Here is a 20,308-nt window from a genome sequence, read left to right on the forward strand (position 1 = left end):
GTCAGGTGTCCTGCAGGATCAGAAGGTTCAGGGCTGCACGACGGGCGGTGTCCTCAAGGCCCACACGGCGCAGGGTTGCCACAGCAGCGGTCAGATCGACAAGGTTGCCACGCGCGCCGTGGGCGAACAGTTCCATCGTTTCCAGAATAGCCTCGCCCAACTGACCGTTGGCCAGCATCGCATCAATGTCAGAGGGGACAGGTGCAGCCCAGGCAAACCCTTCAGCCACCGCATCAGCCCAAGGTGACGGGCTGCGTGTTCGTCCCGGATCGCCCTGTGCGAGGGCAGCCAGAAACTGAGTCTCGACCGAGTTGTCGGGCGGCGACAGGGCCGCGGTTTCATAAAGTTCGGATAACAGCAGAATCCGCCACCGTAGGTTTTCGGCGGCCGGATCGGTCAGGGTCATCTGCGATAGTTGATCAGCGAACAGTTCGGCAAAGGGAACCTCCAGTCCGACGCTGCGCATTTGTTCCCAGACGTTGGGCAACGCCTTGGCAACTGCGCCGGGTTTGCCGGTTTCCAGCGCTTTTTCGAACTTTTGCACTGCCGCAACCCGGTCCCAAACCGCACCAGAGGCTGCGGGAGAGCGTTCGGTATACAGGCCAAGCAGTTGGTTGGGGGTCAACGCCCCGATCCGGGTCAGACGCTCGGCGGCCTCGATCTGTGCCTTCCATCCGGCGACGTCTCGCAGGTCAGCATTTGCGAATGCGCGCGGCAGCGGGGTCGAGGGCAACCGTTCACCAATCGCTTCGAACAGGCGAAAACTCAGCGGGTCGGGGTTGTCGGGCTGCGGCAGATATTCGGCTTCTTCGTAAAGCTCGGGGCTGAGGAACCGGTCCAGCACATCCAGATCCTCGGACGGCAGAACCTGCAGCGCATGGGCGGCCTCAAGCGTCAGCGCGGCCGAGCCCCAGTCGCCCCTGCGGGCCTTGCAGAAGATTTGCGCGGCATAGTCCAGGGACAGATGTGGATGAGCGATCAGCGAGGTGCAGCTGCGATCCTCGTCCCCGGTCAGCAGCGTCGCGTCGAACCAGCGTTGAAACCGCTCGCGGCTATCGGTGGGGCCGGCCAGCTGCACCAGCGATTGCACCGGATCTGCGGCCCCCAGTTGCATCAAGCGGTCGAGCCGTGCCAGCAGCAAAGTCTCTTGCGCGTTCGGCCCGGCAGGAGCGCGGGCCTCGGTCAGCAGTAGGGTAAATAACAGGCGCTGCATCGCCGGGTTGTACTTGACGGGCACGCGGCCGATCAGTTGCGCCAGACGGGCGGGATCGCTGTTCTGCCACAGGTCTACGGGCAGCCCGGTCACCGAGGATGACACCAACCCCAACGGCGGCGACAGTGCTTCAAGCGGAGTGACCTCGACGTCCGGCTGAACACCGGTCTGCGTCACGGGCGGTTCCAGCAACACAGTCCCCGGCAAGTTCTCCGGCGGGTCACTCAACCATTCTATGACGGAGAGAGGTTCCTGCTGCGCCTGTGCCGATCCGGCCAATAACAGGGCAAACAGTGCGGCCTTATTCGACATTCAGGATTACCGGCTCTCGTATCTCTTCTTGCGGCGCCGAGAAGTCTACGCCGAAGAACGGACCCAGATAGGCATATGCCACCAGCCCGATGAAACCCAGGCAAATCAGATATAACAGGAACTTGATCAGACGGCCCATTGCTCAACGCTGCCCCAATTTTCTCTTTTGTCGTAGTTATAGCTAGCATTTTTCCTAAGATCACGTCATTCACGGTGAAATGAGCGAAATTAAGCATAACTCTTCGGGCGGGAGCCCGGATACGGGCTTTGAACTGCACAAAACGGTGGTTCTTGTCGGTATGATGGGGGCCGGAAAGACGGCTGTGGGCCGTGCACTGGCCGCGCGGCTGGGCGTTCCCTTCCTCGACAGCGATGCCGAGATCGAATCGGCTGCCAATATGACCATCCCCGAGATATTCGCCCGCGACGGAGAGCCGTTTTTTCGCACCAAAGAAAGTCAGGTCATCGGGCGTCTGCTGGATGAGGAAAAAGGCATCCTGTCCACCGGTGGCGGTGCCTTTCTGGCCGAGCAGAACCGCACGATGATCACCGAACGCGGTGTGTCCGTCTGGTTGCGTGCCGATCTTGATGTTCTGTGGAACCGGGTCAAACACAAGGACACGCGTCCCTTGTTGCGCACGGCTGACCCGTATGCGACCTTGCGTGCCCTGTATGAGGACCGTGTGCCGGTCTATGCGCAGGCCGATCTGATCGCTGAATCGGACGGCGAAACCTCGATCGAGAATATGGTGAACCGGGTGTTGGATGCCCTGGCAACACGCCCCGATGTTTTGGAACGGAAATAATGCACCAAACCGTACATGTAGAGCTGGGCGAACGCTCGTATGACGTGGAAATCGGCCCGGATCTGTTGGCGCAGGCCGGTGCGCGCATCGCACCGCTACTGCCCCGGCCCAAAGTGGCCGTTGTCACCGATGAGAACGTGGGCGCGCTGCATCTGGACGCTCTGCGCGGCGGGTTGGCTTCTGCCGGGATCGAGATGACGTCGCTGACCTTGCCCGCGGGCGAGGCCACCAAAAGCTGGCCGCATTTCGAACGCACGGTCGAGTGGCTGCTGGCCGAGAAGGTTGAACGTCGGGATGTAGTCATCGCCTTTGGTGGTGGTGTCATCGGCGACCTCGTCGGCTTTGCCGCTGCGGTTCTGCGGCGTGGAGTGCGGTTCGTGCAGATCCCCACCTCGCTGTTGGCGCAGGTCGACAGTTCGGTGGGTGGCAAGACCGGGATCAACGCGCCGCAGGGCAAGAACCTGATCGGCGCGTTTCATCAGCCTTCGCTGGTGCTGGCCGATACTTCAGTTCTCGGCACGATGACCCAGCGGGATTTCCTGTCGGGTTATGGCGAGGTGGTGAAATACGGCTTGCTGGGTGATGCGGCGTTTTTCGAATGGCTTGAAACAAACGGAACGAATGTCTCTGGCGGTGACATGGCCGCGCGGGTGCGAGCCGTGACGCGCTCGGTTCAGATGAAGGCTGATATCGTTGCACGGGACGAGACCGAGCAGGGCGACCGCGCGCTGCTGAACCTTGGCCATACCTTCTGTCACGCGCTTGAGGCCGCGACCGGATATTCCGACCGGCTGCTGCACGGCGAAGGCGTGGCCATCGGTTGCGCGCTGGCGTTCGAATTGTCGTCGCGACTGGGTCTGTGCTCGCAAGAGGACCCAAGCCGTGTTCGCGCGCATCTGCGTGCCATGGGAATGAAAACCGATCTGGCCGACATCCCCGGAGAGTTGCCGGGGGCCGAGGCGCTGGTCGATCTGATGGCGCAGGACAAAAAGGTTATCGACGGCCAGTTGCGATTCATTCTGGCGCGCGGAATCGGTGAAGCGTTCGTTACCTCGGATGTCCCGCGCGAGGCGGTGATTTCCGTGCTGGAAGACGCCTTGGCGACGGTCTGATCACCGCCCGCGGATCACCATCAATTCGCCAATGTTTTCGCGGGTGATATAGCCAACCATGTTCCCGGCCTGCGTGCAAACCGCGATGGCCGGGGCACCTTTGTGCAGCCCGTCCAGAACCGTCTCAAGCCCACTGGTCAGCTGCACCTGCGGAATATCCGTCACCATGACCGAGGTCGCCGGCTCCGAGCGCGGAGCGTCCCCGGCCAAGGCGGTGAACAGCCTGTCGCGGGTGACGAACCCCAGCAGAGCGCCCGCTGAATCCAGCACCGGAAATTCATGCTGCGTGGTGTGAATGACGGCTTGCGCTGCGGTGGCCAATGTGTCCGTCGGGGACAGGGCGTGAAACTCGGTGATCATCGCATCCCGCGCCAGAACCCGCCGCACGATTGAGCGCATGGCCACGTCCTGGCTTTCGGAAGTGGCGGCAACAAAGACGAAAACCGCGATCAGGACCAGGATCGGGTTGCCGACGCTCAAACCCCAGAAACCGAACGCTACGGCGACGATTTGCCCAGAGAGGGCAGCGACTTTAGTGGCTTTGACCCGGTCCATCTTCAGGCACAGCAGGGCGCGGAACACCCGTCCGCCATCCATCGGGAATGCCGGGATCATGTTGAACGCCGCCAGCAGTAGATTCACATAGGCCAATCGGTTCAAAAGCCCCGAGCCGGTCGAGTCGATCTGCGCCAAACTCTCAAGCGGCATTCCGGCTCCCAGCATGACGAGTATCATCCAGATCACGATGTTCACGGCGGGGCCAGCAAGGGCGACCCAGACCTCTTGCATCGGCTTTTCCGGCATCCGCTCCAGCCGGGCCAGCCCACCAATGGGCAGCAGAGTGATGTCTGGGGTCTTGATCCCGTACCGCCGGGCCATCAACGCGTGGCCGAACTCATGCGCGACGACGCAGGCAAACAGCGCCAGAACGAAGATCAGGTTTTCGATGGCGGCTGGAAGTCCCCCGCTGGAATAGGCGGCGAAGCCGACCCAGGCCAGCAGCAGGAAAAAGGTGACATGGACCCTCAGTTCCGACCCCAGTATCCGGCCGAGTGAGAAGGACCATGTCATGGTATGTCTCCGTTTGGTTTAGAACGGGATCTCGTCGTCGTCGATGCCGCCGGATGCAGGGGCAGGGGCGCTGGACGGGCCACCGTAGGGGTCACCATAGCCACCACCGGCCTGACCGCCACCATAACCGCCCGACTGGCCGCCATAGCCACCACCGCCGCCGCCACCTTCACCGCGGGCGTCCAGCATCACCAGGGTCGAGCCGAACCCTTGCAGGACCACCTCGGTGGAATACCGATCCTGACCGGATTGATCCTGCCACTTGCGGGTCTGCAACTGGCCTTCAAGGTAAACCTTGGAGCCTTTGCGCAGGTATTGCTCGGCCACACGGACAAGCCCTTCGTTGAAAATCGCGACCGAGTGCCACTCGGTTCGCTCGCGACGCTCACCTGTGTTGCGGTCCTTCCAGGTCTCGGATGTGGCGATGCGCAGGTTACACACCTTGCCGCCGTTCTGGAATGTCCGGACCTCGGGATCGCGGCCAAGATTTCCGACCAGAATAACCTTGTTGACTGAACCCGCCATGTATTTCCCCGTTCTGAATTGACGTTTGCGCGCCCGAATCTGGCGCAGTGTTTCCAAGCGACCCTATACGGCCTGCGTCGTGGTTGAAACACGGTTGATGTGGGTAACACTCAGCAAGAAAATACCAAGGCTTAGTTTACCAAGCTTTCATTTTTTACTGAAATATCTATACTCCACAGAGTTCCTGAACGAGCGAGATTGGCGTTAATGCGATTTCTGGTTAGTTGTTTTTTGGTTGCGTGCTTTGCTCTGGTCTCGGTTCCGGTGACTGCGCAAACGCTGTCGACAAAAAGCCGGAAGGACATTTTTCTTAAGCAAGCCAAGGTGTTGGACTCGCGTGCCGCAACCCAATACCGCGATTCCGAGCGGCTAAAGCCTAAGAGAGCAAAGACCAGTGACAGCTTCAACAAGCGCTACACGGGAAAGTACCGGGGACAGTATATGACTCTGGCCCGACAGGCCGCGCGCAAGCACAATGTACCGGAAGAGCTGTTCCTGCGCCTGGTGCAGCAGGAAAGCGGCTGGAATCCCCATGCGAAATCGCACAAGGGCGCTTTGGGGCTGGCGCAGCTGATGCCTGGCACGGCGCGGCTTTTGGGTGTGAACCCACATGACCCGAAGCAGAATCTGGAAGGCGGGGCACGGTATTTGTCCTGGCAGTATCGCAAGTTCAAATCCTGGCGTCTGGCGCTGGCGGCCTATAACGCCGGGCCGCAGGCCGTTGAAAAGCACGGCGGCATTCCCCCGTACAAAGAAACCCAGAACTACGTGAAAGTGATCTGGGGCGGCTAAGCGATCTTTTCAGTCACATTGCACTAACTTCGCCGCGCATGCGGAAACTGGCCGTGATCAGCAACACAGTCAGCGCGCAGAGCATGGGCAGGCAAGCCGCAAGGATGGCGGTCTGGAAACTGGTAAACTGCGCGATCATTCCGACCGACGGTCCGGCGATCAGGGCTCCGAAAATCAGGCTGTTGACATAATGTGCATTGGCCCGGGCCATGCGTCCGTTCGCAAAGCTCTGAACGTAGGTCAGGCTGACCCCGGCAAACAATCCGTAATAGGCGCCTTCAAGTGCAGCCCCGACGGCCTTCGCGGACAGCCCCGAGACCTGCGACAGGACCAGAAACGCGCACAAACCCAGACCTCCGGACAAGATCAGCCCGGACAGGGGCGCAACCCGGCGCAGTAAGATCGGTGTGGTCAGGATGATCGTAATCTCGGTTGCCGTTTTGATCGAAATGGACAGGCCGGGAGCGAAATCAGGCAGCCCGGCTTCGCGCACATAAAACAGGGGCAGGGCGCTGCTGCACAGCGCACACGCGGCCGAAAAGTACAGGCAGGCGGTCACCGCCAGCCACAATGCGTGGTCGGCTCCCGAATTGGTCTGGCGCGGATTCTCTGACACCTCGGCCCGGGCCGCGCGCGGCATTGTACGCCATCACAGTGCCGCCCAGATTGCGGTCGCGCCCAATGCAAAGACAAACGTCTGATCCGCGCCCCATTGCCCAGCGACAACACAAACGCCAGCGCTGGACCCATCATCCAACCCAGCCAGGTCATCGCCCGCAGCCAAGCGTTGAACGAGGGGATGTCGACCCCATAGCGCACGGCAAATTGGCGGTTAAGCGTCACGGTCAACAGGATTGCCAGCGCGCTGTAGATACTGATTTGTCACGGCGGGTAGCCAAGCTCTTGCACGGTATAGATCGGAATGAACGGACCCGTCATGCTGGCGCAAAACGTGCCGGACAGGTGCAGACCCAATATGGCCCGCGCACGACCGTCGGTGAGGAGTGTAAAAAATGTTCGCTATGAAACCGTGACCGCCGATCGCAGACCGGCGGATTTCTGAGCGCTATTAGAGTTTCGTATTAGAAATATGAGAAGGGCGCCGGTGTGTTTCCGGCGCCCCTGATCTGCGGTTTTTCGGATTATTCGGCCGCGATTTTAATGACCGGCTCCATGCGGGCCAGAATCTCTTCGGACAGGTGGCATTTGACCTGATGCCCGTCGGCCAGAGTTTTCACCGGCGGCACGTCGCGTTCACACATTCCGCCCGGTACTTCGGACTTCCACCGGCACCGTGTTTGGAACGGGCACCCCGGGGGTGGGTTCATCGCCGAAGGAATATCCCCTTCCAGTACGATATGCTGCTTTTCAATCGACGTATCCGCGATGGGAACGGCGCTCAGCAACGCTTCGGTATAGGGGTGATAGGGCGGGGCGAAGACCTGGTCCGTCGTGCCCAGTTCGACAACATGGCCCAGATACATAACCATCACCCGGTCACTGAGATATCGTACGATGGACAGGTCGTGGCTGATGAACAGCAGCGTGGTCTTGTGCTCGCGCTGAATCTCCATCAGCAGGTCGGTCACCGCCGCTTGCACCGATACGTCCAGCGCCGAGACCGGTTCGTCCGCGACCACGATCCGGGCGTCCCCGGCAAAGGCGCGGGCGATCCCGACGCGCTGTTTCTGCCCACCCGACAGCTGTCGCGGCATCCGCTCCGCAAAGGCGCGGGGCAGTTTTACCAGATCCAGCAGTTCCAGCATCCGCTTCTTGCGCTCGGCCTCGGACTTGCCGACGCCGAAGATTTCCAGCGCGCGGATGATCTGACGACCAACGGTCATCGAGGGGTTCAGCGTGTCAAACGGGTTCTGGAACACCATCTGCACCTCGCCCACGGTCTTGGCGTCGCGTTCCTCGATTGGCACGGCCTCGATATTGCGGTTGTCCAGCAGAATCTGGCCGTCCGTCGCTGTCTCAAGCCCCATCAGCACCTTGGCGAAGGTGGATTTACCACAACCGGACTCGCCCACGATGGCCAGCGTCTCGGACTCGTGCGCCTCGAAACTCAGCGTCTCGTTGGCTTTCACAACCTTGGTCTCGCCACCGCCGAACAGGGCATTCGCGGCCACCTCATAGTATTTCTTGAGGTTTTCCATTTTCAGAACGGTCCGTCCGATCTCGGCCTTTTCCTTCTGTTCACCCACGGTGATTGGCGCGTTCCAGTCGATCTCCTTGAACTTCAAACAGCGCGTGTGGTGGCGATCATTACCCGGCACCGGCTCCATCAGAATGTTGTGCGCGTCGCAGCGACCTTCTTCGAAATAGTCGCAGCGCGGGCCAAAGTTACAACCCGGCGGGCGCTCATGGGGCAGGGGGAAGTTCCCCGGGATGGCCACCAGAGGGCGCGCATTCTTGTCCGCCCCCGGCAGAGGGATCGAGCGGAACAACGCCTGCGTGTAGGGGTGCTGCATCTCGTCGAACACATCGTGGATCGAGCCGCGCTCGACCGCCTCACCTGAATACATCACACACAGCCGGTCGCAGGTTTCCAGAACCAGCCCGAGGTTGTGCGAAATGAACAGCATTGAGGTGCCGTATTTCTTGCCCAAATCCTTGACCAGTTCGACCACGGCTGCCTCGACCGTCACGTCCAGGGCGGTCGTGGGTTCATCCAGGATCAACAGGGCCGGCTTCGACATCAATGCCATAGCAATGACGATCCGCTGCTGCTGACCACCCGAAAGCTGGTGAGGGAACGAATTCAGCATCCGCTCGGGGTCGGGCAGGCGCACGTCGGTCACGACTTCCAGCGCACGGGCATAAGCCTCGTCAGTGCTGACGCCCTCGTGGATCATCGGCACTTCCATCAACTGCTTGCCGATCTTCATCGCCGGGTTCAGAGAGGCCATCGGCTCTTGATAGATCATGGCGATTTCGTTTCCACGAATGTCGCGCAACTCTTCTGTGGTCATCTCAGACAGGTCGCGGCCCTTGAATTTGATCGAGCCACCAACGATGCGCCCGTTCTTGCCAAGGTCCTGCATGACGCCGAGTGCCACTGTGGACTTGCCGCAACCGGACTCACCCACCAACCCGACGGCTTCGCCGGGTTGCACACTGACCGAGAAATCCATCACCGCAGGGATCTCCCGAAGGCGGGTGAAAAACGAAATCGAAAGCTTGTCGATCTCTAGTATTGGCCCGTCATAATCCGCCAGTTTGTTCATCTGTGTTTCTCCTCGCGAGAGTCAGGGGTATCCCCTTCATCTGGCTAAAAATACCTCGGGGGTCCGGGGGCAGAGCCCCCGGCCTCGATCACATCAGTCCTTCAGACTTTCCTCGCGCAGACCGTCCGCCAGCAGGTTCAATCCCAGAACCAGTGACAACAGTGCCAGCGCAGGCGGCAGGGCCGGATGCAGGTAGATCGACAGCAGCTTGCGCCCCTCGTTGATCGTCGAACCCCAATCCGGGCTTTCTGGTGGCAGTCCAAGGCCGAAGAAGCCCAAGGTTCCCAGAAGAATGGTGGTGTAGCCAATCCGAAGACAGAAATCGACGATTAGCGGACCGCGGGCATTGGGCAGGATTTCCCACAGCATGATGTACCAAGGGCCTTCGCCACGGGTCTGGGCCGCGGCCACGTAGTCCCGCGTTTTGATGTCCAGCGCCAAGCCCCGCACAATACGGAACACGGTGGGCGAGTTCACAAAGACCACCGAAACAAACACCACAAGGATACCGCCGGGGATGTCGAACAGGTCCAGATAGGTCGGCAGACCCCAGATTCCGTAACTGTCGGTGTTGATGATGTATCCACCGGTCGAGATCAGCGACAGGTACAGCCACAACGCGATGCCCAACACACCGATCAACAGCGGGGTGCGGAAATTCGGCCTTGTGTAAAAGCGCGAATTCAGCAGAACCGCAAGAAACAGGATCGGGAACACGAACAGCACCGCCGCCATATAATTCGGCACCCCGGTCGCCACGATTTCCGGAGTGACCAGCAGATAGAACAGCAGGATCACCGGGAAGGCGAGGATCAGGTTGGCAAGGAACGACAGGAGCGTGTCCAGACGGCCGCTGTAGAACCCGGCGGGCAGACCCAGAGTGATCCCGACCATGAAGGCAAACATGGTCGCCAGCGGAGCAATCTGCACCACGATCCATGCGCCTTTAACCATACGGCTGAACACATCGCGGGCCAGGTTGTCGCCGCCCAGCAGGTACCAGGCATATTCACCCTCACCAACAGAAGGCAGGGGCGTTCCGGGGACCTTGTTCTTCATACCCGAAACCTGATCCAGAGGATCATGGGTGATGATCAGGTCCATGGCGCCGAAGATGCCGGTAAAGACCCAGAACATCACAAGGCCAAAGCCGATCATACCGATGGGGCTGTCGAACAGTTTGCCGTAGAGGCCAAGCTTGCGTTTGAAAGCAATCGACATGGCAAACAGGATGACCAACGACAGCCAGACAGGCAGGAACTGCTGTGAGATCGCGCCGATGATGCCAGCGCTGGTGCCCATGAGAATACCCAGCACGATATAGGCCAAGGCCAGCGCAACACAGGCCGCAAAGCTGTATTGCAGCGCCTTCTGTGTCAGTCCGCGCAGGCCCGAGCTTGAGCTGATCGTACCATCGACATTTACGCTGACCGGGGATTCCGGCAGCACGATACTGCCAAGAATCCAGACGACGATCGACACCAGAAGTGCCGCAATCGCGATCATCAGCAACGGGTTCAGGAGGGCGATAGAGCCGGTCCAGGTAAGTGGTTCCATGATCTATCCCTCCTTACGAAATACGGATGCGCGGGTTGAGGTAGACATAGCCGATATCCGAGATCAGCTGCGTCACCAGCACCACAAAGACCGACACGACCGAAATCGCCAGCAGCAGCTGGATGTCGTTATTGCCCGCCGCTTGAACCAGCGCCCAGCCAAAGCCCTTATAGTTGAACAGGGTCTCGACGATCACAACGCCGTTCAGCAGCCAGGGGAACTGCAGCATGATCACGGTAAAGGGCGCGATCAGCGCGTTGCGCAATGCATGCTTCATCACGATGTTAGAGAAGGACACACCTTTCAGGCGCGCGGTTCGGATATATTGCGCTGTCATCACCTCGGTCATCGAAGCGCGGGTCATTCGGGCGATATAGCCCATCCCATAAAGCGCAATGGTCAACACTGGCAGGAAGAAGTTCTCAAAGGTTGGGTTTTCCATAGCCTGTGTTGCCGTGCCTTTGAACCACTTCAGACCCACCGCGGATGAGGTGAAGATGGCGATGAAAATCACGCCGGACACATATTCCGGTGTCGCCGTGGTGGTGATCGCAAAGGTCGACAGGGTCCGGTCAGTGGCCGAACCTTCCTTCATTCCGGCCAGAACGCCAAGGATCAGTGCCGAAGGGACCATCAGCAACATCACCCAGAACATCAGCCTGCCTGTCAGGCCCAGACGGGTTCCGACAACGGTCGAAACTTCCTCTTTGAAGACAGTGGAATAGCCCCAATACCCTTGCAGGATGCCGCAGAACCTGGGGGCATCTTCTGCGGGCTGACCCGGTAGAATGCATCTGCCCTGAACAGAGCCGTCCTCATTCGTGTGCCGATAGGACGGCAGAACGCCCAGCCACTCGCCGTATTTGACCGGCGTCGGCTGAAGATACCCGTTCTTTTCCAGATAGCTTTCAACCTGCTCATCCGACATCCGGAAGTTGCCCTGCGTTTTCGCGAGCTTTTCAAGGTTCGGATAAAGGTTGGTGAGGAAAAAGACTAAGAATGTCAGACATAATGCTGTCATGAGCATGATGCCGACACGCTTTAGAATGAAAAGTCCCATATTGGCCCCTGTTGGTAGGCTAGCGCGAAGATTTTTCGGCCCCACGCATTGCTGTTTTTTGTGTCGCCGCGTTCAGGACGAAAAGGCCGCGCCTTGAGGCGCGGCCTGATTGGTTTGGGTTTAGCTCACCAAGCCAAATTTATAGAGCTGGGGCAGGTCTGCGATGTGCTTTTCTACACCGACCATGTTGTCGCGGTGGTGACGCATCGCGGTCCGCCAATAGGGCTGGATGACCACGCCTTCGTCGATCATGATCGCCTGCAGCTTGCCCATCACTTCGCGCCGTTGGTCCACATCAGAAATGGAGTTTGCTTGGGCCAGCAGTGTATCGAACTCTTCGTTCGAGAAACCGGACTCGTTCCATGCAACGCCTGACTTGTAGGCCAGCGCAAGAATTTGCGTGCCAAGCGGGCGGTGGTTCCAGTTTGTCGAAGAGTATGGATACTTGGTCCAGTCATTCCAGAAGGTCGACCCTGGCAGAACCGTATGTTTGGCCTTGATGCCCGCGTCATTAAGCTGGGCAACCACGGCCGCAGTCGTGTTCCGGCGCCAATCGTCATCGATGGACTGAACTTCGTGCTCGAAATCGCCCATACCGGCTTCGTCCATCAACGCTTTGGCTGCAGCCGGGTCATATGGAATACGGGGCACTTCCGAGTTGTATTCAGGGTGCATCGGACCAACGTGGCTGTTTTCGGCAACAATACCGTAGCCGGACATGCCGAGCTCCAGACAGACCGCGTTGTCGACAGCCATCGCAAGGGCCTGACGTACACGTTTGTCGCCATAGATTTTGTTACCATCCGCATCTTCGGCCAACTGGTTGGGACGAATGACGATGGTGAAACCCGACGGGATTTCCGAGCGGACAAGGCCGATGCTGTCAAAGATGTCGACGAATTCACCGACCGACTCCCAGTTCATGTCGATTTCTTCGGCTTCATAGGCAGCAAGGAAAGCGGCCGGGTCGGTGCCGTAATCGATGAACTCGATCCTGTCGATATATCCGCCTTTACCGGCTTCATATCCCCACCAGTCAAAGCCTTCATTGCGAACAAGAACACCTTTCACGCCAACTTCGTGGCTTTCAGGCAGCATGAAGCCGGTGCCGATCGGGTTGTCCAACATTGTGTTGGCGTCGTGGCTGCTGTGCACGATTGCGCCGGGATAGTCAGCCATACCGGGGATGATTGTGATATCCGGGGCGTTGCACTTCAGTTTGACCGTGTGGCTGTCGACCACCGTAATAGCACCTTCCGCGGCTTGCTGGGTGCTCTCGTCGATCAGCGACGCCATCCGTGACGCCATCGAGTTGCCTTCGACCGAGGAATCGCACCACCCGGCGATATTGCGCGCAACATCTTCGGCGGTGAAATCGTCACCATTGTTCCATTTTACGCCCTGACGGACGTTCAGAGTGTACTCGGTGGCGTCGTCGTTGGCTTCCCAGCTTTCCAGAAGCATAGGCTTGAACGAGCCGTCGTTGTTGTACTCAACCAGATACTCGAGCCATCCCGCGGTGAAGGTAGCGATTTGTGTCCAGTCATAAGTCCGCGGATCTTTCAGCGCGCGAACTTCCATCTGATAGCGAATGGTACCGCCTCGTTGCGGCTCCTGCGCCGCAGCAGGTGATTGCAGGCCGATCATCCCGTAGGCCGCTGGTACGGCAACACCCAGCGCGGTGGCGCGGGCCAGGAATTCTCGCCGGTTCAGTTTGCCGTCCCGATACTCCTGAGCGTGCATTTCTGCTGCCCAGTGAATCGGTGCTCCCGTGATGGTTTGGTTTTTCATTAATGTCTCTCCCTGATGACATGTATTGTTTTGAAGAAGTCTGGAACCGCTCGAACCGGTCAGTTTCCGGCAGCAGGTTCTCGGATTGTCTGAGTTCTTGGTGTCCCCATGACACCATTCGGCCCCAGAAATCTGATGAGGTCAATGTTCGAAATCGTCATCTATTGCACAAAAACGACATCCGCGAAGGTTGTTTGCCGTCGCGGCAGGTTCGGTTCGGGGTAAATCCGCCAATGTATACAGTGGTGAACTGGAATTTCCGCTTTTGGCGGGGAATCGTTCAAGAAAACAACTTAAGAAGTTTGTGTATCATTTTGAGAAGTCGATCTGATTCCATTTTTTCATCCGCGCGCGGAACCAGGTGCGTTGGCGCTTGGCGAACTGACGGGTAGAGATTGTCGCGCGCTCTCGGGCAACATCCAAAGTCATCCTGCCGTCCAGATAGGCCATCAACTCGGGAACCCCGATGGCCTTGAACGCAGGCAATGATGGATCATAGCGGTCGCGCATCGCCTCGACCTCTTGCAGGGCGCCGGTATCCAGCATCTGGTCGAACCGCCGGGTGATGCGATCCAGCAGCCATTCCTTTTCCACATCAAAGACGATCGGGATCGTGTCGGACAGGTCCAGAACCGGAGGCGGAGTGTCGGCCTGCCAGTCGCTCAGGCTGCGCCCGGTGGCTTGCTGCACTTCCCAAGCGCGTTGTACGCGAGCGCGGTTTTGTGTGTCGATCCGATTCAGTGTCTTAGCATCGACGCCGGCAATCAGTGCGGGCAGGTCTATCGCGTCGGCCTCGGCCCGCACCTCGGGCGGCGTGGCGGGGATATCGGCCATTCCCTCAGTCAGGGCCGAGAAATACAGGCCGGTACCACCTACGATGATCGGGCGTTGGCCCCCGGACAACAGCGGTGTCACCTCGCGCAGCCAATGTCCGGTGGAGTACTCCTGATCATAGGCGATGTGACCGTATAGCAGATGCGGCCCGCGGGCTTCTTCTTCGGCTGACGGACGGGCCGAAATCACCCGCCAGCAATCATAGACCTGGCTGGCATCCGCGTTCACGATCACACCGCCAAAGGTCTCGGCGATCTGCAAGGCCAGCGCCGATTTTCCAGAGGCTGTCGGCCCCGCGATCAGCACCGGTTTGTCGTCATTTATGGGGGGCAGGCGGTCCCAAATCTGCGATCTTTCGTTATTGGCCATCCGGGTATGCCCCAATCCTCACCATCCGCATTGAACCTGCGGAGTTTTTGCTTCATTTTGCGCCGGAAATTAACCCCGTGCCAGCCCGGAGCGCAATATGAGCCTGACCGAAACACTCGAAACAACCGAGACCCCAAAAGCGAAGTACAATCGCGTGATGTTGAAAATCTCTGGCGAGGCGCTGATGGGGGACCAAGGTTTTGGCCTGCACCCGCCCACCGTTCAGCGCATCGCGCAAGAGGTCAAGTCGGTGCACGATCTGGGCGTTGAGATCTGCATGGTCATCGGTGGCGGCAACATCTTCCGCGGTCTCAGCGGCTCGGCACAGGGGATGGAGCGCACAACCGCCGACTATATGGGGATGCTGGCCACGGTCATGAACGCGCTGGGAATGCAGTCGGCACTGGAAGAGATCGGCGTCTTCACCCGTGTCATCTCGGCCATTCGCATGGATGAGGTGTGTGAGCCCTATATCCGCCGCCGCGCCGTGCGGCACCTTGAAAAAAAGCGGGTCTGCATCTTTGCCGCCGGAACCGGCAACCCATATTTCACCACCGATACGGCAGCGACCCTGCGCGCCAATGAAATGGCGTGCGAGGCGATCTTCATGGGCAAGAACGGCGTCGATGGCGTCTATGACAAAGACCCCAAGGTTCACGCCGACGCAGTGCGTTATGACACGGTCACCTATGATGACGTTCTGGCCAAGCGGTTGCGTGTCATGGATGCCTCGGCCATTGCGCTGGCGCGCGACAATAACCTGCCGCTGATCGTATTCGGATTGGATGAGCCCGGCGGGTTCCGCGGTATTTTGGCGGGCGAGGGCACCTACACCAAAGTTCAGGGCTAATTCAAACAAGCTGAACGCTTAGGCCGGGTCAACAGCCCGGCCTTTTTTTGTCTGGGAAGGTCCAGGCTATGAGGGCAAATTCTCATTCAATGCACATGTCGGTTATTGCAACTTTTGTCGCTTTTTGGCGATAGGTGGTCTTCTCAGTCAGCCCGTTTCGGTGCGGGATATTGAAAGTCCTGAGCACCGAATAAGGGAAGGAAGAGAAACTATGTCCGACAACACGGAGACCGACTATGAAGTCGGTCAGGACAACGTCCAGATCATGGGTCTGGACGTTCACAATCCGGTCTTTGCCATTTCGGGGCTCACCATCATTGCATTCGTGTTTTTCTCGCTCGTGTTCCGCGAGCAGGCGGCCGAATTCTTTGGGTGGCTTCGTCCGGCACTGACCAGCCAGTTTGACTGGGTATTCATGATTGCAGCCAACATCTTTGTGGTGTTTTCGCTGTTGCTGATCGTCACGCCTTATGGCTCGATCCGCTTGGGCGGCGACGATGCCAAACCGGACTACAGCTATGCCGGTTGGTTTTCGATGCTGTTTGCTGCGGGCATGGGCATCGGCTTGGTGTTCTGGGGTGTGGCCGAGCCGATTTCGCACTACGGGTCATCCATTGGCGGCGTCGCCGTTGGTGAAGACGGCGTGCGCACGGACTGGGCACCGTTGGGGGCAGGGCTGGAAGACCCGGAAGCCTCGAAAAAGCTGGCGATGGCTGCAACCATTTTCCATTGGGGAATGCATCCTTGGGCCGTCTATGCCGTCGTGGCGCTGGCGCTGGCCTTTTTCAGCTTTAACCGGGGGTTGCCGCTGACCATGCGGTCAGTGTTCTATCCGCTGTTTGGCGAGGCGACCTGGGGCCCGCTGGGGCACATCATTGACGTTCTGGCCGTATTTGCCACCATCTTCGGTCTGGCGACCTCGCTGGGTCTGGGCGCGACGCAGGCGCTGGCCGGTCTGAACTATCTGTTCGATGTTCCGATCACGGACGGCATGAAAGTGCTGTTGATCGGGTTGATCACGGTGTTTGCACTGATCTCGGTTGTTGCCGGCCTCGACAAAGGGGTCAAGCGTCTGTCCGAAGCCAACATGATCCTGGCCGCGGCTCTGCTGTTGCTGGTGCTGATCGTCGGCCCGACCGTTGCAATTCTGACTGGCTTTTTCGACAGCATGATCGAGTACTTCATTGCGCTGCCTGCACTGTCGAACTGGGTCGGACGTGAAGATGCAAACTTCATGCAGGGCTGGACCACCTTCTACTGGGCCTGGTGGATTTCCTGGTCGCCGTTCGTTGGCATGTTCATCGCCCGCATTTCGCGCGGTCGGACCGTGCGCGAATTCGTGATCTGCGTGATCCTGATCCCGACTGTCGTTGGCGCACTGTGGATGAGCGTTTTCGGTGGTGCGGCGCTGGATCAGGTGATGTCCGGTTCGGGGCAGGCCCTGTCGGACGCGGCGCTTGAGCTGAAGATGTTCAAGATGTTCGAAGCTTTCCCGATGACCGGTCTGCTGTCCTTTGTCGGCATCATCCTGGTTGTCGTGTTCTTCGTGACCAGCTCGGACTCGGGCTCGCTGGTGATCGATACGATCACGGCAGGCGGCAAAACCGATGCCCCCACGGCGCAGCGTGTGTTCTGGTGCATTCTGGAAGGCGCGATTGCTGTCGTGCTGTTGCTGGGCGGCGGGCTTGGCGCCTTGCAGGCCGCCGCGATTGCAACCGGCTTTCCGTTTGCGATCGTGCTTGTGCTTATGTGCGTATCGATCTTCATCGGTCTGGCGAACGAAAAACGCCGCCGCTGAGTTAGGCCTTACCACGAAAGCCCCGGCCATGCGTCGGGGCTTTTTCTTTTGGGCCGGGTTGACCGATGTCCTCGTCCTTGTCTAAGTATCCGCGTCCTTCGGGTAGCCCGTTCTGCCCGGAAAGACTGCCCATGCCCTTGGTTTCAACCGGGGCTGTGGTTGGGCTGGAAGACCTGCCGTGATTTCCGAGTTGTCCGAAATCATGCGCGGGCATCGTATCGGAACAAGCTGCATGAATGAGGAGAGGTGTGCCATGAGCACTCTGGATATCAATTTCGTTCGGGCTCAGTTCCCGGCTTTTTCCGAGCCCAGCCTGCAAGGACAGGCGTTCTTTGAAAACGCGGGCGGGTCATACACCTGCAAACCGGTTCTGGACCGGCTGACGCGCTATTACACGCAGCGCAAGGTGCAGCCCTATGGCCCCTATGACGCCAGCCGTCTGGCAGGTGAAGAGATGGATGAGGCCCGCGCACGCATGGCCGCGATTCTGGGCGTGGACACGGACGAGCTGAGCTTTGGGCCTTCGACCACGCAAAACACCTATGTCCTTGCGCAAGCGTTTCGCCAGTGGATGAAGCCGGGCGATGCCATTGTGGTGACCAATCAGGATCACGAAGCCAATTCCGGCCCGTGGCGGCGTCTGGCCGAGGATGGCATTGAAATCCGCGAATGGCAGATCGACCCGGAAACCGGATCGCTGAACCCGCAGGATCTGGAAAACATGCTGGACGAAAAGGTCCGTCTGGTCTGCTTTCCCCATTGTTCAAACGTAATCGGAGAGATCAACCCGGTCACCGAAATCACCTCGATCGCACATGCGGCCGGTGCGTTCGTCTGTGTCGACGGTGTTTCATACGCGCCGCACGGATTTCCGAATGTCGGCCATATGGGCCCGGATATCTACCTGTTCTCGGCTTACAAAACCTATGGCCCGCATCAGGGGTGCATGGTGATCCGGCGCGCGTTGGGAGAGTTGCTGCCCAACCAGGCACATTTTTTCAACGGCGACGTGCTGTACAAGCGGTTTACCCCCGCCGGACCCGATCACGCTCAGATTGCGGCCAGTGCGGGCATGGCGGACTATGTCGATCTGCTGTGCGATCACCACAACGGCCCCGATGGGGATGCAACCCAACGCGGAGCCTTTGTGCATGACCTGATGCGCGGGCAAGAAGTGGCCTTGCTGCAACCAGTGCTGGATGCGGTCAAGGATCGCAACGCCGTGCGCCTGATCGGCACGTCGGATGCGACGCGCCGCGCACCCACCGTAGCGCTGGCCCTGAACCGGAACGCCGAAGCCATTGCGGCCGATCTTGTAGATCACGGGATCATGGCAGGTGGTGGTGACTTCTACGCCGTGCGCCCGCTGACTGCGATGGGGGTCGATCTAGAGCAAGGTGTGCTGCGGGTCAGCTTTACGCACTATACCTCGCAACAGGAAATTGATCAGTTATTGAACGCACTTGACGCCGTTTTGTGATCCGGTTTCCGTTCGGCTTCGTATTGCGAAGAAAACAACCGGGCGGTCATGGAACACACTCAATCTCCGATCATCATTTGGTTCCGGCGGGACTTGCGCCTGTCGGACCATCCCGCGCTAAGCGCGGCGGTCAAGACCGGGCGCCCTGTCATCCCGGTCTTTATTCTGGACGACTTGGCCGAGGCGTTGGGCGCGGCACCAAAGTGGCGGCTGGGTCTTGGGCTAAGGGTCTTTGCACAGTCCCTTGAAAAGGTCGGCAGTCGCCTGATCCTGCGGTCCGGGGATGCTCTGACAGTTTTGCAGACCCTGATTGCGGAAACTGGCGCGAGGACCGTGTACTGGTCCCGGGCCTATGATCCGGACGCGATTGCGCGAGACAGCGGTGTCAAGTCGGCTCTGTGTCGGCAGGGCATCGAGGCCACGTCTTTTGCAGGTCACCTGTTGTTTGAACCATGGACCGTAGCCACCAAGGCCGGTCAGCCCTTTCGTGTGTTCACTCCGATGTGGCGAGCGGTTCAGGGACGGGATGTCGCCGCTCCCGAGGTCGCGCCATCAACGATCCCCGCACCGCAGCATTGGCCGGTTTCCGATGATTTGGCAGAATGGAAGCTGGGCGTGGCAATGAACCGAGGTGCTGCGATTGTCGCGCCCTATGTGTGGCCGGGTGAAAGCGCCGCTTTTGAGGCTCTGCACGGGTTTTTGGACCGAATCTCAGGCTATTCTGCAGATCGGGACCGTCTCGATCTGGAAGGCACATCGGATTTGTCCGAATACCTATCCCTGGGTGAAATCGGTCCGCGCAGCATATGGCACGCGGTCCAGCGCGCCGCAATGACGGGAGCACGGGGCACCGAAGCCTTTCTGCGCCAACTGGTCTGGCGCGAGTTTGCCTATCATCTGATGTTCCATACGCCGCAGTTGCTGACCGAAAACTGGAAACAGGAATGGGACGCGTTCCCCTGGAATACCGATGCCAGCCACCCCGAAATTGTCGCGTGGCAGCAGGGCCGTACCGGTATTCCGGCGGTGGATGCCGGTCTGCGTCAAATGTACGTAACTGGTCGAATGCACAACCGCGCCCGCATGATCGTGGCCAGCTATCTGACCAAGCATCTGATGACACACTGGAAAATCGGCATGAACTGGTTTGCCGACTGTCTCATCGATTGGGACCCGGCAGCAAATGCGATGGGCTGGCAGTGGGTTGCAGGGTCGGGGCCTGACGCAGCGCCGTTCTTTCGGATTTTCAACCCGCAGACGCAGCAAGAAAAATTCGATCCCGACGGGGATTATCTGAAACGATGGATCGCCGAAGGGCAGGCGGCGCCTTCGTCCACGGCCCTGTCCTATTTCGAAGCTGTGCCGCGATCATGGGCGTTGGACCCTGCTTCTGCCTACCCGGAACCCGTGGTCAATCTTGCTGCTGGTCGGGCGCAGGCTTTGGCGGCTTATGAAAGCCGAAAAACCGGGTAAGGAACTGAAAACTTGCCAGAAACACAAACTCGTCC

At 59.1% G+C, this 20,308-nt stretch carries 17 protein-coding genes; 7 read left to right on the forward strand and 10 right to left on the reverse strand.

Annotated features, from left to right (window positions below):
* Position 1: 1 nt before the first annotated feature.
* Together GOX88_RS01315 and GOX88_RS01320 are read right to left on the reverse strand one after the other, a co-directional pair.
* Positions 2 to 1,525 carry a hypothetical protein gene (locus GOX88_RS01315; RefSeq protein WP_170398172.1) on the reverse strand — a complete coding sequence of 508 codons (1,524 nt, stop codon included), beginning with the start codon at positions 1,523 to 1,525 and terminating at the stop codon, positions 2 to 4.
* Positions 1,515 to 1,664, reverse strand: a complete 150-nt coding sequence (locus GOX88_RS01320; protein WP_170324678.1) for a hypothetical protein — start codon at positions 1,662 to 1,664, stop codon at positions 1,515 to 1,517. The genes GOX88_RS01315 and GOX88_RS01320 overlap by 11 nt, the downstream gene beginning before the upstream one ends.
* A 79-nt stretch (positions 1,665 to 1,743) precedes the next feature.
* On the opposite strand from GOX88_RS01320, the gene GOX88_RS01325 reads away from it, so the two are divergent.
* Together GOX88_RS01325 and aroB are read left to right on the forward strand one after the other, a co-directional pair.
* Positions 1,744 to 2,331, forward strand: coding sequence for a shikimate kinase (locus GOX88_RS01325; protein WP_170398175.1), 588 nt, complete (start codon positions 1,744 to 1,746; stop codon positions 2,329 to 2,331).
* Complete coding sequence (aroB, locus tag GOX88_RS01330; protein ID WP_170398178.1) at positions 2,331 to 3,443, forward strand: 3-dehydroquinate synthase; 1,113 nt, start codon at positions 2,331 to 2,333, stop codon at positions 3,441 to 3,443. The genes GOX88_RS01325 and aroB overlap by 1 nt, the downstream gene beginning before the upstream one ends.
* Here the strand turns inward: aroB and GOX88_RS01335 are convergent, their stop codons facing one another.
* Together GOX88_RS01335 and ssb are read right to left on the reverse strand one after the other, a co-directional pair.
* Positions 3,444 to 4,514 carry a site-2 protease family protein gene (locus GOX88_RS01335; protein WP_170398179.1) on the reverse strand — a complete coding sequence of 357 codons (1,071 nt, stop codon included), beginning with the start codon at positions 4,512 to 4,514 and terminating at the stop codon, positions 3,444 to 3,446. It abuts the gene before it with no gap.
* An 18-nt stretch (positions 4,515 to 4,532) separates the two neighbouring features.
* Positions 4,533 to 5,039 (reverse strand): single-stranded DNA-binding protein, encoded by a 507-nt coding sequence (gene ssb / locus GOX88_RS01340; RefSeq protein ID WP_170398182.1) that lies wholly within the window; start codon positions 5,037 to 5,039, stop codon positions 4,533 to 4,535.
* A gap of 207 nt (positions 5,040 to 5,246) precedes the next feature.
* On the opposite strand from ssb, the gene GOX88_RS01345 reads away from it, so the two are divergent.
* Positions 5,247 to 5,831 carry a lytic transglycosylase domain-containing protein gene (locus GOX88_RS01345; protein WP_170398185.1) on the forward strand — a complete coding sequence of 195 codons (585 nt, stop codon included), beginning with the start codon at positions 5,247 to 5,249 and terminating at the stop codon, positions 5,829 to 5,831.
* 13 nt (positions 5,832 to 5,844) lie between these two features.
* On the opposite strand, the gene GOX88_RS01350 is transcribed toward GOX88_RS01345, so the two are convergent.
* From GOX88_RS01350 to miaA, 6 genes are all read right to left on the reverse strand, one after another.
* Positions 5,845 to 6,471 carry a hypothetical protein gene (locus GOX88_RS01350; protein ID WP_170398188.1) on the reverse strand — a complete coding sequence of 209 codons (627 nt, stop codon included), beginning with the start codon at positions 6,469 to 6,471 and terminating at the stop codon, positions 5,845 to 5,847.
* 502 nt (positions 6,472 to 6,973) lie between these two features.
* Positions 6,974 to 9,061 carry a dipeptide ABC transporter ATP-binding protein gene (locus tag GOX88_RS01355; protein ID WP_170398191.1) on the reverse strand — a complete coding sequence of 696 codons (2,088 nt, stop codon included), beginning with the start codon at positions 9,059 to 9,061 and terminating at the stop codon, positions 6,974 to 6,976.
* Positions 9,062 to 9,154: 93 nt separating this feature from the next.
* Positions 9,155 to 10,618 carry an ABC transporter permease gene (locus GOX88_RS01360; RefSeq protein ID WP_170398194.1) on the reverse strand — a complete coding sequence of 488 codons (1,464 nt, stop codon included), beginning with the start codon at positions 10,616 to 10,618 and terminating at the stop codon, positions 9,155 to 9,157.
* 13 nt (positions 10,619 to 10,631) lie between these two features.
* On the reverse strand, positions 10,632 to 11,678 hold the full coding sequence (locus GOX88_RS01365) for an ABC transporter permease (protein WP_170398197.1): 1,047 nt from the start codon (positions 11,676 to 11,678) through the stop codon (positions 10,632 to 10,634).
* Positions 11,679 to 11,798: 120 nt separating this feature from the next.
* Positions 11,799 to 13,469, reverse strand: coding sequence for an ABC transporter substrate-binding protein (locus GOX88_RS01370; protein WP_170398200.1), 1,671 nt, complete (start codon positions 13,467 to 13,469; stop codon positions 11,799 to 11,801).
* Positions 13,470 to 13,778: 309 nt separating this feature from the next.
* A complete protein-coding gene (miaA, locus tag GOX88_RS01375; RefSeq protein WP_170398203.1) occupies positions 13,779 to 14,672 on the reverse strand; it encodes a tRNA (adenosine(37)-N6)-dimethylallyltransferase MiaA in 894 nt (297 codons plus the stop codon).
* 97 nt (positions 14,673 to 14,769) lie between these two features.
* Between miaA and pyrH the strand changes: the two genes are divergently transcribed.
* The 4 genes from pyrH to GOX88_RS01395 all read left to right on the forward strand — a co-directional run bounded on the left by pyrH (position 14,770) and on the right by GOX88_RS01395 (position 20,273).
* Entirely contained in the window at positions 14,770 to 15,522 is a 753-nt protein-coding gene (pyrH, locus tag GOX88_RS01380; RefSeq protein ID WP_170324690.1) for a UMP kinase, read from the forward strand.
* A 211-nt stretch (positions 15,523 to 15,733) separates the two neighbouring features.
* Positions 15,734 to 17,320 (forward strand): BCCT family transporter, encoded by a 1,587-nt coding sequence (locus GOX88_RS01385; RefSeq protein ID WP_170398208.1) that lies wholly within the window; start codon positions 15,734 to 15,736, stop codon positions 17,318 to 17,320.
* Between the two features lie 253 nt (positions 17,321 to 17,573).
* Positions 17,574 to 18,800: an aminotransferase class V-fold PLP-dependent enzyme gene (locus tag GOX88_RS01390; RefSeq protein WP_170398210.1), complete on the forward strand. Its 1,227-nt coding sequence runs from the start codon at positions 17,574 to 17,576 to the stop codon at positions 18,798 to 18,800.
* A gap of 48 nt (positions 18,801 to 18,848) precedes the next feature.
* On the forward strand, positions 18,849 to 20,273 hold the full coding sequence (locus tag GOX88_RS01395) for a cryptochrome/photolyase family protein (protein ID WP_170398213.1): 1,425 nt from the start codon (positions 18,849 to 18,851) through the stop codon (positions 20,271 to 20,273).
* The last annotated feature ends 35 nt before the right edge of the window (positions 20,274 to 20,308 follow it).

This window comes from Ruegeria arenilitoris (genome assembly GCF_013030985.1).
Lineage (GTDB): Bacteria > Pseudomonadota > Alphaproteobacteria > Rhodobacterales > Rhodobacteraceae > Ruegeria > Ruegeria arenilitoris_B.

What these genes read in the sequence shown, in the direction of transcription:
- GOX88_RS01315 (WP_170398172.1), bottom strand. Translation starts at nt 1,525, where the DNA reads ATGTCGAATAAGGCCGCACTGTTTGCCCTGTTATTGGCCGGATCGGCA.
- GOX88_RS01320 (WP_170324678.1), bottom strand. Translation starts at nt 1,664, where the DNA reads ATGGGCCGTCTGATCAAGTTCCTGTTATATCTGATTTGCCTGGGTTTC.
- GOX88_RS01325 (WP_170398175.1), top strand. Translation starts at nt 1,744, where the DNA reads ATGAGCGAAATTAAGCATAACTCTTCGGGCGGGAGCCCGGATACGGGC.
- aroB (WP_170398178.1), top strand. Translation starts at nt 2,331, where the DNA reads ATGCACCAAACCGTACATGTAGAGCTGGGCGAACGCTCGTATGACGTG.
- GOX88_RS01335 (WP_170398179.1), bottom strand. Translation starts at nt 4,514, where the DNA reads ATGACATGGTCCTTCTCACTCGGCCGGATACTGGGGTCGGAACTGAGG.
- ssb (WP_170398182.1), bottom strand. Translation starts at nt 5,039, where the DNA reads ATGGCGGGTTCAGTCAACAAGGTTATTCTGGTCGGAAATCTTGGCCGC.
- GOX88_RS01345 (WP_170398185.1), top strand. Translation starts at nt 5,247, where the DNA reads ATGCGATTTCTGGTTAGTTGTTTTTTGGTTGCGTGCTTTGCTCTGGTC.
- GOX88_RS01350 (WP_170398188.1), bottom strand. Translation starts at nt 6,471, where the DNA reads ATGCCGCGCGCGGCCCGGGCCGAGGTGTCAGAGAATCCGCGCCAGACC.
- GOX88_RS01355 (WP_170398191.1), bottom strand. Translation starts at nt 9,061, where the DNA reads ATGAACAAACTGGCGGATTATGACGGGCCAATACTAGAGATCGACAAG.
- GOX88_RS01360 (WP_170398194.1), bottom strand. Translation starts at nt 10,618, where the DNA reads ATGGAACCACTTACCTGGACCGGCTCTATCGCCCTCCTGAACCCGTTG.
- GOX88_RS01365 (WP_170398197.1), bottom strand. Translation starts at nt 11,678, where the DNA reads ATGGGACTTTTCATTCTAAAGCGTGTCGGCATCATGCTCATGACAGCA.
- GOX88_RS01370 (WP_170398200.1), bottom strand. Translation starts at nt 13,469, where the DNA reads ATGAAAAACCAAACCATCACGGGAGCACCGATTCACTGGGCAGCAGAA.
- miaA (WP_170398203.1), bottom strand. Translation starts at nt 14,672, where the DNA reads ATGGCCAATAACGAAAGATCGCAGATTTGGGACCGCCTGCCCCCCATA.
- pyrH (WP_170324690.1), top strand. Translation starts at nt 14,770, where the DNA reads ATGAGCCTGACCGAAACACTCGAAACAACCGAGACCCCAAAAGCGAAG.
- GOX88_RS01385 (WP_170398208.1), top strand. Translation starts at nt 15,734, where the DNA reads ATGTCCGACAACACGGAGACCGACTATGAAGTCGGTCAGGACAACGTC.
- GOX88_RS01390 (WP_170398210.1), top strand. Translation starts at nt 17,574, where the DNA reads ATGAGCACTCTGGATATCAATTTCGTTCGGGCTCAGTTCCCGGCTTTT.
- GOX88_RS01395 (WP_170398213.1), top strand. Translation starts at nt 18,849, where the DNA reads ATGGAACACACTCAATCTCCGATCATCATTTGGTTCCGGCGGGACTTG.